The 14,596-nt window shown below is 53.8% G+C and carries 12 protein-coding genes and 1 pseudogene; 3 read left to right on the top strand and 10 right to left on the bottom strand.

Annotated elements, in window-relative coordinates; genetic code table 11:
• The first annotated feature begins 85 nt into the window (after positions 1-85).
• The 3 genes from JCM12308_RS30620 (at position 86) to JCM12308_RS21095 (ending at position 1,468) form a co-directional block, all read left to right on the top strand.
• Entirely contained in the window at positions 86-223 is a 138-nt protein-coding gene (locus JCM12308_RS30620; RefSeq protein WP_208978814.1) for a hypothetical protein, read from the top strand.
• Between the two features lie 2 nt (positions 224-225).
• A complete protein-coding gene (locus JCM12308_RS21100; protein ID WP_208978813.1) occupies positions 226-708 on the top strand; it encodes a LysE family translocator in 483 nt (160 codons plus the stop codon).
• A 136-nt stretch (positions 709-844) separates the two neighbouring features.
• Positions 845-1,468 (top strand): LysE family translocator, encoded by a 624-nt coding sequence (locus JCM12308_RS21095; protein WP_008547143.1) that lies wholly within the window; start codon positions 845-847, stop codon positions 1,466-1,468.
• Between the two features lie 33 nt (positions 1,469-1,501).
• On the opposite strand, the gene JCM12308_RS21090 is transcribed toward JCM12308_RS21095, so the two are convergent.
• From JCM12308_RS21090 to xdhA, 10 genes and pseudogenes are all read right to left on the bottom strand, one after another.
• On the bottom strand, positions 1,502-2,713 hold the full coding sequence (locus tag JCM12308_RS21090) for an ArgE/DapE family deacylase (RefSeq protein ID WP_054784979.1): 1,212 nt from the start codon (positions 2,711-2,713) through the stop codon (positions 1,502-1,504).
• A 139-nt stretch (positions 2,714-2,852) separates the two neighbouring features.
• Positions 2,853-3,389 (bottom strand): 2-oxo-4-hydroxy-4-carboxy-5-ureidoimidazoline decarboxylase, encoded by a 537-nt coding sequence (uraD, locus tag JCM12308_RS21085; RefSeq protein WP_054784978.1) that lies wholly within the window; start codon positions 3,387-3,389, stop codon positions 2,853-2,855.
• A 9-nt stretch (positions 3,390-3,398) separates the two neighbouring features.
• Complete coding sequence (locus JCM12308_RS21080) at positions 3,399-4,577, bottom strand: urate hydroxylase PuuD (protein WP_054784977.1); 1,179 nt, start codon at positions 4,575-4,577, stop codon at positions 3,399-3,401.
• Positions 4,578-4,698: 121 nt separating this feature from the next.
• Complete coding sequence (locus JCM12308_RS21075) at positions 4,699-5,772, bottom strand: BMP family ABC transporter substrate-binding protein (RefSeq protein WP_008547088.1); 1,074 nt, start codon at positions 5,770-5,772, stop codon at positions 4,699-4,701.
• 371 nt (positions 5,773-6,143) lie between these two features.
• Positions 6,144-7,073 (bottom strand): ABC transporter permease, encoded by a 930-nt coding sequence (locus JCM12308_RS21070; protein WP_083416396.1) that lies wholly within the window; start codon positions 7,071-7,073, stop codon positions 6,144-6,146.
• A complete protein-coding gene (locus tag JCM12308_RS21065) occupies positions 7,066-8,154 on the bottom strand; it encodes an ABC transporter permease (RefSeq protein ID WP_054784976.1) in 1,089 nt (362 codons plus the stop codon). The genes JCM12308_RS21070 and JCM12308_RS21065 overlap by 8 nt, the downstream gene beginning before the upstream one ends.
• A pseudogene (locus JCM12308_RS21060) lies at positions 8,144-9,735 on the bottom strand (ABC transporter ATP-binding protein). The gene JCM12308_RS21065 and the pseudogene JCM12308_RS21060 overlap by 11 nt, the downstream one beginning before the upstream one ends.
• A gap of 53 nt (positions 9,736-9,788) precedes the next feature.
• Positions 9,789-10,772 (bottom strand): xanthine dehydrogenase accessory protein XdhC, encoded by a 984-nt coding sequence (gene xdhC, locus JCM12308_RS21055; RefSeq protein ID WP_054784975.1) that lies wholly within the window; start codon positions 10,770-10,772, stop codon positions 9,789-9,791.
• Positions 10,773-13,118, bottom strand: a complete 2,346-nt coding sequence (gene xdhB, locus JCM12308_RS21050) for a xanthine dehydrogenase molybdopterin binding subunit (protein WP_054785007.1) — start codon at positions 13,116-13,118, stop codon at positions 10,773-10,775. It lies immediately after the preceding gene.
• The gene (xdhA, locus tag JCM12308_RS21045) at positions 13,108-14,595 is read right to left on the bottom strand and encodes a xanthine dehydrogenase small subunit (protein ID WP_054785006.1); all 1,488 of its coding nucleotides are present in this window, start codon (positions 14,593-14,595) and stop codon (positions 13,108-13,110) included. Before xdhA ends, xdhB begins: the two co-directional genes overlap by 11 nt.
• Position 14,596: the final 1 nt, after the last annotated feature.

Here is a 14,596-nt window from a genome sequence, read left to right as displayed (position 1 = left end):
TGTATTTCGTCATGTGCTGAACAGAAATTTGGTCACATTTCGCGCCTATTTCTCCCGGTCTCAACAGTGTTTCAGGAGAAACGTCATGGCCGTCGAGGTTTGGCTGACTTACGTGATCGCCTGTATCATCCTGCTTATCATTCCCGGTCCAACCGTCCTTATGGTCTCCAGCTATGGCATCAGTCAGGGCCTGCGAGCCGTCATCGCCTCAGCCTCGGGGTGAGCTTGGGAAGCATCCTTCTTATCTCTGTCGCTCTGGCTGGTCTGGGGGCCGTCATTTCCACCTCAGCCCTGCTTTATGACCTGCTCCAATATGCAGGCGCCACCTATCTCATCTATCTGGGCATCAGCATGTGGCGCAGGAAGTCCGTCGTCAAAGGCCAGCTCGAAATCACCGCAACCTCCCGCTTTCATATCTTCAGAGACACCTTCCTCGTCTCAGCCTTCAATCCCAAAGACATGCTGTTCTTCGTCGCTTTTCTCCCCCAGTTCGTGGATGACACTGTCCCAGTCATCCCTCAGTTTGTGCTGCTGGGTGTGACCTTCGTCGTTCTGGGCGGCATCAACACCATGTTCTGGACCTCCATGGCCGGCAGTTGCAGGACTATGCTCATGGGCGGAAAAAGCGCAAGACGGCTCAACAGAATTGGTGGCACCGGTTTGCTAAGTGCCGGCCTGTTCATCGCTCTGTCCGGCAAGTTCCCGTAAAAGAGCAAGTGCTGTTAGCTCAAACTCACTCCAGATTTTCTCAAAACAGCCCCACTACCCAAACGCGCGCTCCGTGGGTAAGCTCATAATCAATACACCTCTTTCAGTCCTGCTCTGGACTTCTCGGAGTTTCCTTATGGCATTTGAAACTTGGCTTGCGTTTGCCGCCGCTAGCATGCTGCTGCTGATCATTCCTGGCCCAACCGTATTGATGGTCATCAGTTACAGCCTCAGTCAGGGCAAGCGCGCAGCTGTTGCCTCCGTCACCGGTGTGATGCTGGGCGATATGTTTGCCATCACCGCTGCATTGGCTGGCCTTGGCGCGGTTCTGGCAACCTCTGCTATGCTCTTTCAGATCATGAAGTACATTGGAGCGGCTTATCTCATCTACATCGGCATCAAGATGTGGCGCACCAACTCCGGCGTGGCAGCTCAGGTTGAAATGCCCGTGGTCCCGGCCAAGCGCATCTTCCGCGATACGCTGCTGGTCACCACCTTCAACCCCAAAGGAATGCTATTCTTCGTAGCGTTCCTGCCTCAGTTCGTGGATCAAACCCAGCCAGTACTGACCCAGTTCTTCATTCTGGGTCTGACCTTCGTCACCCTCGGCGGCATCAACACCCTGTTCTGGGTCTCCATGGCCGGTGGTTTGCGCAAAGTAGTCAACGGCCCAAGCACATTGAAGCGCCTGAACAAGGTCGGCGGCACAGGCCTTCTGGGAGCTGGGATTTTCACGGCCCTATCTGGCCGCGTCAGCTAACAAAAAAGCCCGGATCATCCGGGCTTTTCTCATCTATCGAAGAAGTGTCTTCAAGGCATCCGCCACAATAATCGTAGCGGCCTTCAGATCCGATAATTGCAGATGCTCATCAGCCCCATGGGCGTTTGCCTCCACAATCGTGCGCGGCCCGGCACCATAAAGCACAGTTGGTATGCCAGCCTCTGCATAGTGGCGAGCGTCCGTATAAAGCGGTGCACCCGTGGCTTTCAGCTCAATGCCTAGAACCTCTTTGGCAGGCCATTTCAGCGCTTCAATCAGCTTCTTGGCACCCGGCAGCTCGCGAAGCGGTTCGGCAATCATGATACGCCGACATTCCACTTCAACCCCGCAGTCCTCCGGCACAACAGACTCGATAAGCTCAATCAGCTGCTCTTCCACTTGTTCGCCGTTTTCTTCCGGGATCAACCGTCGATCTACGCGCAGAGAAACCCGATCCGGCACCACATTGGTGTTGATACCACCGGAAATGAGACCAACGGTGATCTGAGGTGACCCAATGCCGTCCTGCTCGCTTTGAATGGACGTCAGTCGTTCCCGCTCAGCATAGATCGCAGCAAGAACCGGTGTGGCAGCCTGCAACGCATCAGCGCCAGTTTCGGGCATAGCCGCATGGGCCTGACGACCGCGGAAGATCACTTCCATATGCAAACAGCCGTTATGCGCGGTCGTGGCGGCATAGGAAAAGCCTGCGGAGATGGCATAGTCCGGCTGGGTCAGCTCTTGCTCCAGCAGCCATTTCGGGCCAACAAACCCACCAGCTTCCTCATCATAGGTCAGATGCAACTCAACGGAACCTTCCAGCTCGTCGGCATACTCACGCAGTGCCAGAAGCGCAAAAGCGTAAGTGGCAAAATCTCCCTTGGAAACAGCCGCCCCGCGCCCATAAAGCGCATCATCCTCAATCTCAGCACCATAAGGCTCTTTTGACCAGCCTTCACCCGGAGGCACCACATCGCCATGGGCGTTCAGCGCAATCACAGGGCCAAGACCGCTGCCAAATTTTTCGCGCACAATCAGGTTGGTGACAGACACCATGCCGTTCTGGCGCACAAATGGTTCTGGGACAGGGTGTTTTTCAACGGTAAAGCCAAGGCCTTCAAGCAGCTCAGCAGTCCGCATTGCGTGGCGCTCCGTATCCCCCGGCGGGTTATCGCTTGGCACCTTGACCAATTCGCGCAGGAACTCAACCTGCTCCGCAAACCGGCTTTCTATTGCGGCCTTCATGAACGCTCCCCTTGAATTTCATAGTCTCGCTAATCCAAAGGATAACGATGATGGTTGCAAGCCTCTTATTTTGCGCACCCTCATGTTCCGGTGGATTACTGCCCATTACGTAACTGTAGGAAAGGCAAGTCAGATCGGATCAGGAGCTAACGGCGCTCTGCTCATCTGAAACCAGATCCTCCAGGCGGAACCGGAAAATACGGCAGATCTGATGTAGAGCCTCCACAAACTCATCTGCTGCAGAGTTTTGCAGGCGCTGCTCAAAAGCTGCTAGAATCTGGTGCTTGGTCGCACCTTTCACAGCAAAAATGAAGGGAAAGCCATAACTGGATTTGTAAGCATCGTTAAGCTGGGTGAACTGCTCATACTCAGCGTCTGTCAGCTGATCCAGACCGGCCCCGGCCTGTTCGTTCACGGAGGCCTCAGCCATTTCTCCAGCCCGGGCAGCTTTGCCCGCCAAATCCGGATGTGCGCGGATCAGAGCCAGCTGAGCATCTTCCTCAGCCTCTTGCAGAGAACTGGCAAACGCTTCAATCAGAGCCTCACGAGACCCATATGGCGCCTCCCGGTGCGCAACCACAGCCACCCAGGGAGAATGCTCAGCCACATTACCAAACACCTCGGTAAAGGTGTCCAGCGTGAACTGGTTCACCTCCTCCAGAGAATATGTCGTCATCCCACCACCTCAGTGCGCTTGCAGCCAGGCACCAAGCAGCTCACGCTCGTGCTTGGTCATCCCAGTCTCATTGCCCAAAGGCATGGCGTTAGAGCGAACCGCTTGCGCCATGATCAAGGTGTCATAGCGGCGCAAATCAGCAACGCTATCCAGTTCAATGTTCTTTGGCGCTTCGGTAAAGGCCTCGTTGGTCGGCGATGCGCTATGACAGCTTGCACAATGAGCCTGCGCAATTTGCAGTGCCTGCGTATCTGAGACGGCAACATCACCACCCAGCTTGGCCGGTGTTGTCACAATCACCGCAGCAATCAGACTGACAGCAGCAGCAGGCAGTGCCCACCAGAAATTGGCGAAGTTGTCATGAGCATCATGACGGTTGATGAAGTGGCGTACCATACCGCCCATCACCAGGATCAGCGCCACCACTAGCACCGGCTGACTGTGTCCTGTCAGCAATGGATAGTGGTTGGAAACCATCATCAAAAGAACAGGCAAGGTCAGATAGTTATTGTGAACCGAGCGCTGCTTGCCAATCAGGCCAAGCGCTGCATCAGGCTCACGCCCTGCAAGCAAGTCTGCAGTAATCTTCTTCTGGTTCGGAATGATCACCATGAACACGTTGAAGGCCATAAACGTGCCGATCAACGCACCAACATGAATGAGAACCCCACGGCCAGAAAAGACCTGAGAATAACCGTAGGTCGCACCCAGAATGATCACCAGCAGGCACGCGGCCAGCAGTGGTGTGTTCTTTCCAATGGGAGACCGGCACAGGCGATCATACACCACCCAGCCAAATGCCAGAGACGCAATGGAGATTGCAACAGCCTCAGATGGCAGAAGTTTCATGACTTCCGGATCAATGAGGTAAACCGTTGCGTTGAAGTAGTATTGAACCGTTAGAAGAGCAAAACCTGACACCCAGGTCAGATAGGCATCCCATTTGTACCAGATCAGGTCTTTGGGCAGTTCTTTTGGCGCAACCATGTATTTCTCAACATGGTAGAACCCGCCGCCATGGACTTCCCATGCGCTGCCAAAGATGCCCTGTGCCTGCCCTTCCCGTTTGCGCAAGGAAAGGTCGAGAGCGATGAAGTAAAACGATGTCCCAATCCAGGCTACGCCCACTATCAAGTGAAACCAGCGGAAAAGCAGATTGAGCCATTCACTAAGGAACGTGGCTGTCATTGTCTTGTTCTTTTAAGTTCAATTGAAATGCGTAGGCAGTGGGAGCTTACCCCCACTGCGAAAATCGTAGGAGAGCGCCATGAAAATAGTGCGGCGCTCTCCGAAAAATTAAGCGCTGGGCTTATTTAGGCAGCTGGTCGTCGATGCCCTTCACGTAGAAGTTCATGGACAGCAGTGCACCATCATCAGCGGTTTCGCCAGCTTTCAGGAACTCAGAACCATCCTGCTTGGTGATTGGACCAGTAAATGGCTTCAGCTCACCAGACTTGATAGCTGCAAGAGTTTTAGCTGCTTCATCTGCAACATCCTGTGGGATGTTGGTGAACGGAGCCATGTGAACCATGTCTGCATCCAGACCACCCCAGGTGTCCTGGCCTTTCCAGTTACCATCCATAACCGCCTGAACGCGGGAGATGTAGTAAGCGGACCAGTCGTCAATGATCGCAGTTGCCTGAGCCTTAGGCGCAAACTTGATCATGTCGGAAGCCTGACCAAAGCCCATGATGCCACGCTCTTCAGCAACCTGCAGAGGCGCTGGGGAGTCAGTGTGCTGAACCATGATGTCAACGCCCTGGTCAATCAGTGCTTTCGCAGCATCTGCTTCACGGCCCGGATCGTACCAGGAGTTCACCCAGATGGTTTTGATCTTGAAGTCTGGATTAACAGACTGCGCACCCAGCATGAAGGAGTTGATGCCGCGCACAACTTCAGGGATCGGGAAGGAACCGATGTAACCAGCAGTGCCGGACTTGGAGATCTTTGCAGCGATCTGACCCAGAACATAACGGCCTTCATAGAAGCGAGCGCCGTAAGAAGAAACGTTCTTCGCCTGCTTGTAGCCAGTTGCGTGCTCAAACTTCACTTTTGGGAACTTACGCGCAACCTTCAGGGTTGGGTTCATGTAACCGAAAGAAGTGGTGAAGATCAGCTCGTGACCGGAGCGAGCCAGACGCTCAATCGCGCGCTCAGCATCCGCACCTTCTGGCACGCTCTCGATGTAGGTGGTTTCAACTTTGTCGCCAAAGTGCTTTTCAATTGCCTGACGACCCTGATCGTGCTGGTAAGACCAGCCGTGATCAGAAACAGGACCAACGTAAATGAAGCCCACTTTCAGTGGATCAGCAGCATTTGAAGCCCCAGCGGAAAGACCAAGTGCAACTGCAGCTGTCGCTGCCAGTTTGAAGATACTGCGCATTGTGCGCTCCCCTTTATAGGTTAACCTGCATTCCAGCCACGCAACACCCTAATAAGCGCGGTGAAATGCACCAGAGAACTATGTGAACGACGGCGCCAAGCAAACACGATAGGAACAAACCAGAAGGTCGTTCTGCGCATCTGTGCGCTATCAAGTTGTTTCCTGCTTTGTTGTATCTCGCATGTAGATGCGATCTTTTATTCGAGTGCGGGCAGGTTTCCGCGATCTGTGCAACGGTGAGCCGTGTTATTTGCACTCAGAGATCAAGGTCTCTGTTATCTTCGTTCTCTCGCCCTCATGTATACGAAGGTCGAAATATTGGCAATTTGACCAATGTCTACTATGAGCACATTGGTCAAATCAGGTTTTTCTTAGCGATCAGGCACAAAAGGCTTTCCAAGACATGCAGGTGTATTCACCTTGGCAAGTGTCTTGTTACGCGAAATCATGATCAGCACGATGATGGTCGCCAGATACGGCAGGGCAGACATGAACTGTGTCGGCAACCCGATGCCAGCTGCCTGCGCGTGGAACTGCAAAATGGAAACCGCACCAAACAGGTAAGCCCCCACCAGCACCCGCGCCGGACGCCAGCTTGCAAACACCACCAGAGCCAGCGCGATCCAGCCACGACCAGCAGTCATGCCCTCAACCCACTGCGGTGTATAGATCAGCGATAGGTAAGCCCCAGCCAGACCGGAACACGCACCGCCAAACATTACCGCCAAATACCGCACCTTGATCACAGAGTAACCGAGGGAGTGAGCAGAGCCATGGTTGTCGCCAACGGCACGGATGATCAGACCCGTACGGGACTTGAACAGCACAAAGTAAACCGCAATCACCAGAGCATAAGAGGCGTAAACCAGAATATCCTGATTAAACAGCAGCGGCCCGATGAACGGGATGGCAGATAGACCCGGAATAGCAATCGGCTTCAAGCTGATGCCTGGCTGACCAATAAACGCTTCCCCGATCATACCCGAAAGCCCGAGGCCCAGAATGGTCAGAGCAAGGCCCGTCGCCACCTGATTGGTCATCAGGTTCAGCGTCAGGAAGCCGAACAGAACGCTCATGGCAACGCCAGAGATCATCGCAGCGAGGATACCAATGTAAGGAGAGCCGGTCGCCTGCGTGGCTGCAAAGCCCATCACAGCGCCAACGATCATCATGCCTTCAACGCCAAGGTTCAGCACGCCAGAGCGTTCCACCACCAACTCACCGATTGCAGCAAGCAGCAGCGGTGTGGAGGCAGTGATGATTGTCAGAAGAACAGCTTCAATCATGGAAAGATCAGACATTGGCTGCCTCCTTCACGCCCTTCGCGTTGGAAACAATCTTGAACTTGTAAAGAATGAGCGTGTCACACGCGAGCACGAAGAACAGCAACATGCCCTGAAACACACGGGTCACCTTATCGGTCAGGCCCAAGCTCACCTGCGCAGACTCGCCGCCGATATAGGAAAGCCCCAGCAGCAAACCAGCAAACAGAATGCCGATCGGATTCAGACGTCCAAGAAACGCTACGATAATCGCCGTAAAGCCGTAGCCCGGAGAGATAACAGGCGTCAGCTGCTCAATGGATCCGGAAACTTCCGCCATACCTGCAAGTCCAGCCAGACCGCCGGAAACAAGGAACCCGAACCACACAACACCATTGCCGGAGAAACCAGCAAAACGACCGGCACGTGGGGTTTCACCCATCACCTTGATCTCAAAGCCCTTCAGTGTGCGGGAAAGCATCCACCAGACAACGAGAACGGCAACAACGGCAAAGATCATACCGATGTGCAAACGTCCCTCACCGATCTTCGGCAGCACATGTGCAGCATCGAAGATACGGCTTTCCGGGAAGTTGAAGCCCTCAGGATCACGCCATGGACCACGCACAAGGAAGTCGAGAATGTACTGGGCGATGTAAACCAGCATCAGGCTGGTGAGGATCTCATTGGTGCCAAAGCGAACCTTCAGGAATGCCGGAATAGACGCCCAGGCCATACCGCCCAGAATGCCCATCAGCACCATCAGCGGCAGCGCCAGCGGACTGGTGAAGTCATAAAACAGCACCGGAATGATGGACCCAGCCAGCGCACCCATGGTGAACTGACCTTCTGCACCAATGTTCCAGGAGTTGGAAAGGAAGCAGACGGACAAGCCAACCGCGATCAGAACCAGCGGCCCTGCTTTTACCAGCAGCTCTTCAATGGACCAGCTGGTTGTCAGCGGCTCAATGAAATACGCGTAAAGCGCTTCAACCGGATTGTAGCCCATGCTGATGAACAGGATGGAGCCACACACAAGTGTAAGACCAATCGCAATCAGCGGCGAAACAACGGTCATCAGCTGAGAGTGTTCAGCGCGTTTTTCAAGCTCAATGCGCATGGGTTTCTCCCGCTTTTTCCGGGGAAGAAGAAGGTTTTCCTTCACCCATACCGGCCATTAGAAGACCGATCTTCTCACGTGTCATCTCAGCAGAAGCTCTGCCGGAGAAAGTTCACCACGGGAAATAACAGCAATACGATCCGCAACCTCATAGATCTCATCCAGATCCTGAGAGATCACCAGAACAGCAGAACCACCACGCGCCAGATCAATGATCGCCTGACGGATCAGCGCTGCTGCACCTGCATCAACACCCCAGGTCGGCTGGTTGATCACCAGCACTTTCGGCACCCGGTCCAGCTCACGGCCAACCACAAACTTCTGCAGGTTACCGCCAGAGAGCGACCGCGCCTCAGGATTGTCATGGGACATGCGCACATCGTAAGAAACGGTGATGCGCTTTTCCATTTCCCCTGCAAGCTTCTGATTGAGCATGCCATGCTTGATGAGCTCAGGATCAGACTTGTAGCGGGTCAGCAGAATGTTGTCGGAAAGAACAAAGCCCGGCACCGCGCCATGTCCCAAACGCTCTTCAGGAACGAAAGCGGAGCCCAGCAGGCGGCGGTCGTTGATCTTGCGCTTGCCAACCGGCACACCGCAGATCTCAACGGCATAAGCGTCTTTCACCTGCGTCTCGCCGGAGATCGCATCAAACAGCTCACTCTGGCCGTTTGCCGCAATACCAGCAATGGCAACAATCTCACCGCCGCGCAGATCCATGTTGACGTTCTTCAGCTCAATGCCGAATGCACCGTCCGATGGAATAGACAGGTTGCGCAACTTAAGCATCACATCACCCGGCTGAGCTTCGGTAGCACCTGCAGTGATATCATGCACGTCACCACCCACCATCATGCGAGCAAGGCTGGCTGGTGTCTCAACAGCAGGATCACATCCACCCACTACACGGCCATGACGCATGATCGTCGCGTTATGACAGATCTTCTTCACCTCTTCCAAACGGTGAGAGATGTAAAGGATCGCACAACCTTCAGAGGCTAGACGCTGGAGTGTGATGAAAAGCTGATCCGCTTCTTGCGGTGTCAGAACGGATGTCGGCTCATCCATGATAATGAGGCTGGGGTTCTGCAAAAGGCAACGTACAATTTCAATACGCTGACGGATGCCAACCGGCAGATCTGCAACCAGTGCTGCAGGATCAAGAGGCAGGCCATACTTTTGGGAAACCTCAGTGATACGCTTGGAAAGAGCCTCGATTTTTTCGCCTTTAGGCAAGGCCAGTGCGATATTCTCAACCACACTCAGCGCTTCAAACAGCGAGAAGTGCTGGAACACCATACCAACACCCAGTTTACGGGCAGCAGCAGGATTTGAGATTGAAACGCGTTTCCCCTTCCAGAGGATCTCTCCCGCACCCGGTTCAAGGGCGCCGTAGAGTATTTTCACGAGCGTGGACTTGCCCGCTCCGTTTTCGCCAAGCAACGCATGGATTTCACCTTGCTTGATGACGAGATCGACATTGTCGTTCGCTAGAATATCACCAAATCGCTTAGTAATACCCTTGGCTTCTATGAGATCCTCGCCCCCTGTCACCGGGCCGGACCTCTGCTCATTTTCCATCGTGTTACCCGTTCCCCCAACATAAAAATCAGATCAAGACGTTCTCCTTGAACCTAAGAAGCAAAACGATAACCTCCCTGAGCATTGCTGGCTTGTTCTTCCTTTACCACTAGGAGTTGAGCGGCAATGGAAATTGCAATATCAGACGGCTTTTTGCTTTTAATCTCAGTAATTCCGACCGGACAAACAAGCTGTTTGCTGTGCGCCTCCGATATTCCGGAGTCTTTGAACCGTTTAAGTGTTCGCGCGCGCTTAGTTGCACTGCCTATCAATCCAATAAATGCCAGATCGGTTCTACGAACAGCGGCATCTACTATAGCATGATCACGCTTGTGATCATGGGTCATTACGATGACATAGTTTCCCGGCTCAAGGTTCTTTACGATGACTTGAGGCTCATTTAGATGAATGCAGCGAATATTGGAAGGCACATATTTGGGAAAAATTTCGCGCCGTTCATCGATCCAGGTGATCTTGAAGCCCAAAGGTGCCATCGCAAGCACCAAAGCCTTACCCACATGGCCAGCTCCAAACAGATACAGATGTGGTCTATCCTCCCCGAACCTCTCCGTCAATTTGCCTTGATTTAAAACAATTTCAGCGGAATTCGGGTCCTCCATTGCAGGGGGTAATACGTGCCTTTCAAGGGGTCCAGAACTGCAAGTATTTGCAGTCGTTGAAAAAATTCCCACCCCTTCTTGTGTGGAAAAATCTTGTGCACGACCACGATAATTGAGATCAAATTGCTCAAATGCGATTTCAACCCGCCCGCCGCAGCACTGCCCAAGGTCGGGACCAAGAGCGAAGGGGCGTGTCTGGAAGGCCGGGCCGCCATTCTTCATCAATGAAACTGCTTCATGCAAAACGTCATATTCAAGACGACCACCACCAATGGTCCCTTTGAACGACATATCCGGACGCACAACCATGCGTGCACCAGCTTCACGGGGAGATGATCCGGCAACTTTGATGATGCTCACCAGTACACATTGACCAGCAGCATCCAGAGCAGACAGAACTTCACCCCAGACCAGCATTTAGCCCTCCTCTCCGGCCTTGATCGCTTTGACAGCTTTCAAGATCGCTTCAGGCGTTGCAGGTGCGTCCAGTTTAGGCAGAACGCCCTTGTTCAGGCTTGCAATGGCATCATTGATTGCGCAGAAAACCGAGATTGGCAGCATCAAGGGGGGCTCACCAACAGCCTTGGATCGATAAATCGTCGGCTCCGGATTTCCCTCACTCTCGTAAAGAGAAACGTTGAACTCCTCCGGCACATCAGAAGCCGTAGGAATTTTGTAGGTGGACGGCGCATGGGTCCGCAGACGTCCGGCGTCATCAAACCACAGCTCTTCCGTGGTCAGCCAACCCATGCCCTGCACAAACCCGCCTTCAATCTGGCCGATATCCAGTGCCGGGTTGAGCGACTTGCCAACATCATGCAGCACATCAACACGCTCAACTTTCATTTCACCGGTCAGCGTATCAATCACCACTTCAGAGCAAGAGGCACCATAGGCAAAGTACAGGAACGGACGCCCCTTCACCCGCTCACGGTCCCAGATGATCTTCGGTGTTTTGTAAAAACCGGAGGAGGACAAATGGATACGATGTTCATAAGCCAGCTGCGCCAGTTGCTTAATGGAAAGCTTAGGCTTGCCGTTGATCAGCATCTGATCATCAACCAGCTCAACATCTTCCTCTGACACCTCAAAGTGCTGTGCTACAAAGGTTTTCAGCCGCCCAACAATCTCCCGGCACGCAATCGCTGCGGCCATACCGTTCAGATCCGTACCTGATGAGGCTGCCGTTGGTGAAGTATTGGCCACCTTGGATGTGTTGGTGGCTGTGATCTTCACTTTTTCAAGACTTACACCCATCTCAGTGGCCGCAATCTGAGCAACCTTCTGATAAAGACCCTGCCCCATTTCGGTGCCACCATGGTTCAGATGCACAGAGCCATCCCGATAAAGATGCACAAGCGCCCCAGCCTGATTGAGATGGGTCAGCGTAAACGAAATACCGAATTTCACCGGCGTCAGCGCGATCCCTTTTTTCAGGATCGTACTCTTAGCGTTGAACGCATCTACCGCTTTGCGGCGGGCACGATATTCTGAGCTTTCCTCCAGCTGATCCACCAGTTTGGCCAGTACATCATGCTCATCGACGGATTGCCCATAAGGCGTGGTGTTCTGTCCTTCCCGGTAGAAATTCGCCTTGCGCACATCAAGCGGGTCCTGCCCCATCTTAATCGCAATCGCATCCATCAACCGTTCAGCCGCAAACATCCCCTGAGGCCCACCGAAACCACGGAACGCTGTATTAGAAACCGTATTTGTTTTCAGCCTCTTAGAGCCAATCCGAACTTCAGGATAGAAGTAGCTGTTATCCGCATGGAACATGGCGCGGTCATTGATGCCAAGCGACAAGTCCGCAGAGTGTCCGCAGCGGGAATTCAAAGAAATCTCAACCGCTTCTATCTTGCCAGAGGCATCACATCCAGCAGCCACATCCACCAGAAAATCGTGACGCTTGCCCGTCAGGATCATATCGTCATCACGATCCAGTCGGCACTTACATGGACGCCCTGTTGCATTGGCCGCCAAAGCCGCAAGAGCAGCCCATTGGTTGGCCTGAGACTCCTTACCACCAAACGCACCGCCCATGCGGCGCACTTCAATGGTCACCGCAGCTTCATCCAGACTAAGCACCTTAGCAACAGTGTGCTGCACCTCAGTTGGATGCTGGGTAGACGAGTAAACCGTCATGTCCCCGTCTTCACCGGGAAAGGCAAAAGCAACCTGACCTTCCAGATAAAAATGCTCCTGCCCGCCAAGCGCAAAGCTGCTCTTCACCTGCTGCGCAGAGCGTTCCATCGTCTGTTCAGGCGTTCCACGGCGGAATTCATAGTCCGGCAGGACGGTCTGATTTGCTTTCAGCGCATCAGCAACACTCACCAGCGGCGCTTCCGCCTCAACCTCAATCTCGGCCAGTTTCACTGCCTTACGGGCCCGAAGGCGCGTCTCAGCCACAACGAGGAACACCAGCTGCCCATGGAACACGATCTTATCTGCCACCAGCACCGGATCATCACCCATGGCTGGCGAGCAGTCATTCACACCGGGAATATCTGCTGCTTCCAAAACAGCAACAACACCCGGAGCAGCCCGCACGGCACTCAGGTCGATCTTCGTAATCCGGCCACACGTTGCACCCGGCGCATATCCCGGCGCCACATGAAGCGTACCGCGAGGCTCGATCATATCATCGATATAGGTCGCCTTACCCGCCACATGCTTCAGCGCACTGTCGTGTTTGTATGACTTTCCAACCGCCTGCGATTGAGAAGCTCGGCTCTTTGTTTTCACCAGAAGATCAGTTGACATGAGCACCTCCCGCAGCAAGTTCACGCTGCCCATGGACCCGTGTTTGATGGGAAGATGCCTCTGAAATCTCCAAGAGAGCCTTTTCCAGCAAACCACGCGCCACATCACGCCGGTACGAACTGGACGCCCGCATATCGCTCATTGGGATAAAATCACTCTCAATGGCATTCAAGGCATCCTGCCAGGAGTTTGGATCCGCCAGTGAAGCTCCACGCAGCGCAGCTTCTGCGCCACTGGCACGCTTGGGAATACCTGCCATACCGCCAAAAGCCATCCGTGCGGCTTCAATAACACCATCTGTCACCGTCAGACAAAACGCAGCCATGACCGCAGAAATATCCTGATCGAACCTCTTGGAGATCTTATAGGCTCTGAACTGCTGCCCTTCACCAATCCGGGGCACGCTGATGGATGTCAGCACTTCATTCTCGGCAATATCCTGCTTGCCGTAGTCGATAAAAAAGCTTTCCAGAGGCAACGCCCGCCGGCCACGATTGCTCTGCAGTTCAATCTCAGCGCCAAGAGCAATCAACATTGGCGGCATGTCACCAATCGGCGAGCCGTTCGCGATATTGCCCCCAACTGTACCAGAGGCCCGCACCTGCTTTGATCCAATCCGGCTGATCACCACTTCTAGGTCAGGATCAATCGCCGTCAGAAACTGCTCGGCAACCGCATAGGAGGCTCCAGCACCAAGCCGAATGCCTTGCTCATCCTCATAACAAGTACTCAGACCGTTCACACGGCCCAGATAAATCACCTTCGGCAAATCTCGCAGATGCTTGGTGACCCACAGCCCCACATCTGTAGAACCGGAAACTAGCGTCGCATCAGGGTGCTCTCCGTAGGTCTCCAAAAGGCTCTGAAAGCTGCTTGGGGCAAAGAAGAAGTGCTCCCCATCACCAACACGCACATCCTGCCCGTCCTGAAGCGCAGCCAATTTGCTTTCTGTCTCTGCAGCACGATCCGCAAACGCATCGTTCAGGCCATTGCGACACGCCTCAAGCGCAGCATCCACGATAGGGCGGTATCCTGTGCATCGGCATAGATTACCAGCAATCCAGGTGTTCACATCCTGACGGGTCAGACCCGGTGTGTTGGTGTGGTAGAGCGTAAACAGGTTCATCACGAACCCCGGCGTACAGAACCCACACTGCGAACCATGAAGATCAACCAGCGCCTGTTGGACAGGGTGTAATCCATCAGGCCCTTCCAGATCTTCCACGGTCACAAGCTCACAGCCATCAATCTGCCCAAGCAGTAAAATGCAGCTGTTCACAGGCTCATACACCAGCTTGCCATCGCGCAAACGTCCAAGCGCGATGGTGCAGGCCCCGCAATCCCCTTCACCGCAGCCTTCTTTGGTGCCGGTCGCGTGTTCGCTCAGGCGCAGATATTCAAGAAGAGTGGTCGTCGGCTCAAAACGATCCAACTCAACAACCTGACCTTTTCGGAGGAAGCGGATTGCCGTGCGCATC

Origin of the sequence: Pseudovibrio denitrificans JCM 12308 (assembly GCF_001310815.1) — a bacterium.
GTDB classification, from domain to species: Bacteria; Pseudomonadota; Alphaproteobacteria; order Rhizobiales; family Stappiaceae; genus Pseudovibrio; species Pseudovibrio denitrificans.
Note: the sequence above shows the minus strand (reverse complement) of the source record. Positions and strands in the feature narration are given on the sequence as shown.

Excerpts from the sequence above, each read along its gene's own strand:
- JCM12308_RS30620 (WP_208978814.1), top strand. The coding sequence starts at position 86 with ATGGCCGTCGAGGTTTGGCTGACTTACGTGATCGCCTGTATCATCCTG.
- uraD (WP_054784978.1), bottom strand. The coding sequence starts at position 3,389 with ATGACGACATATTCTCTGGAGGAGGTGAACCAGTTCACGCTGGACACC.
- JCM12308_RS21090 (WP_054784979.1), bottom strand. The coding sequence starts at position 2,713 with ATGAAGGCCGCAATAGAAAGCCGGTTTGCGGAGCAGGTTGAGTTCCTG.
- xdhB (WP_054785007.1), bottom strand. The coding sequence starts at position 13,118 with ATGTCAACTGATCTTCTGGTGAAAACAAAGAGCCGAGCTTCTCAATCG.
- JCM12308_RS21065 (WP_054784976.1), bottom strand. The coding sequence starts at position 8,154 with ATGCGCATTGAGCTTGAAAAACGCGCTGAACACTCTCAGCTGATGACC.
- JCM12308_RS21070 (WP_083416396.1), bottom strand. The coding sequence starts at position 7,073 with ATGTCTGATCTTTCCATGATTGAAGCTGTTCTTCTGACAATCATCACT.
- JCM12308_RS21080 (WP_054784977.1), bottom strand. The coding sequence starts at position 4,577 with ATGACAGCCACGTTCCTTAGTGAATGGCTCAATCTGCTTTTCCGCTGG.
- xdhC (WP_054784975.1), bottom strand. The coding sequence starts at position 10,772 with ATGCTGGTCTGGGGTGAAGTTCTGTCTGCTCTGGATGCTGCTGGTCAA.
- JCM12308_RS21095 (WP_008547143.1), top strand. The coding sequence starts at position 845 with ATGGCATTTGAAACTTGGCTTGCGTTTGCCGCCGCTAGCATGCTGCTG.
- xdhA (WP_054785006.1), bottom strand. The coding sequence starts at position 14,595 with ATGCGCACGGCAATCCGCTTCCTCCGAAAAGGTCAGGTTGTTGAGTTG.
- JCM12308_RS21075 (WP_008547088.1), bottom strand. The coding sequence starts at position 5,772 with ATGCGCAGTATCTTCAAACTGGCAGCGACAGCTGCAGTTGCACTTGGT.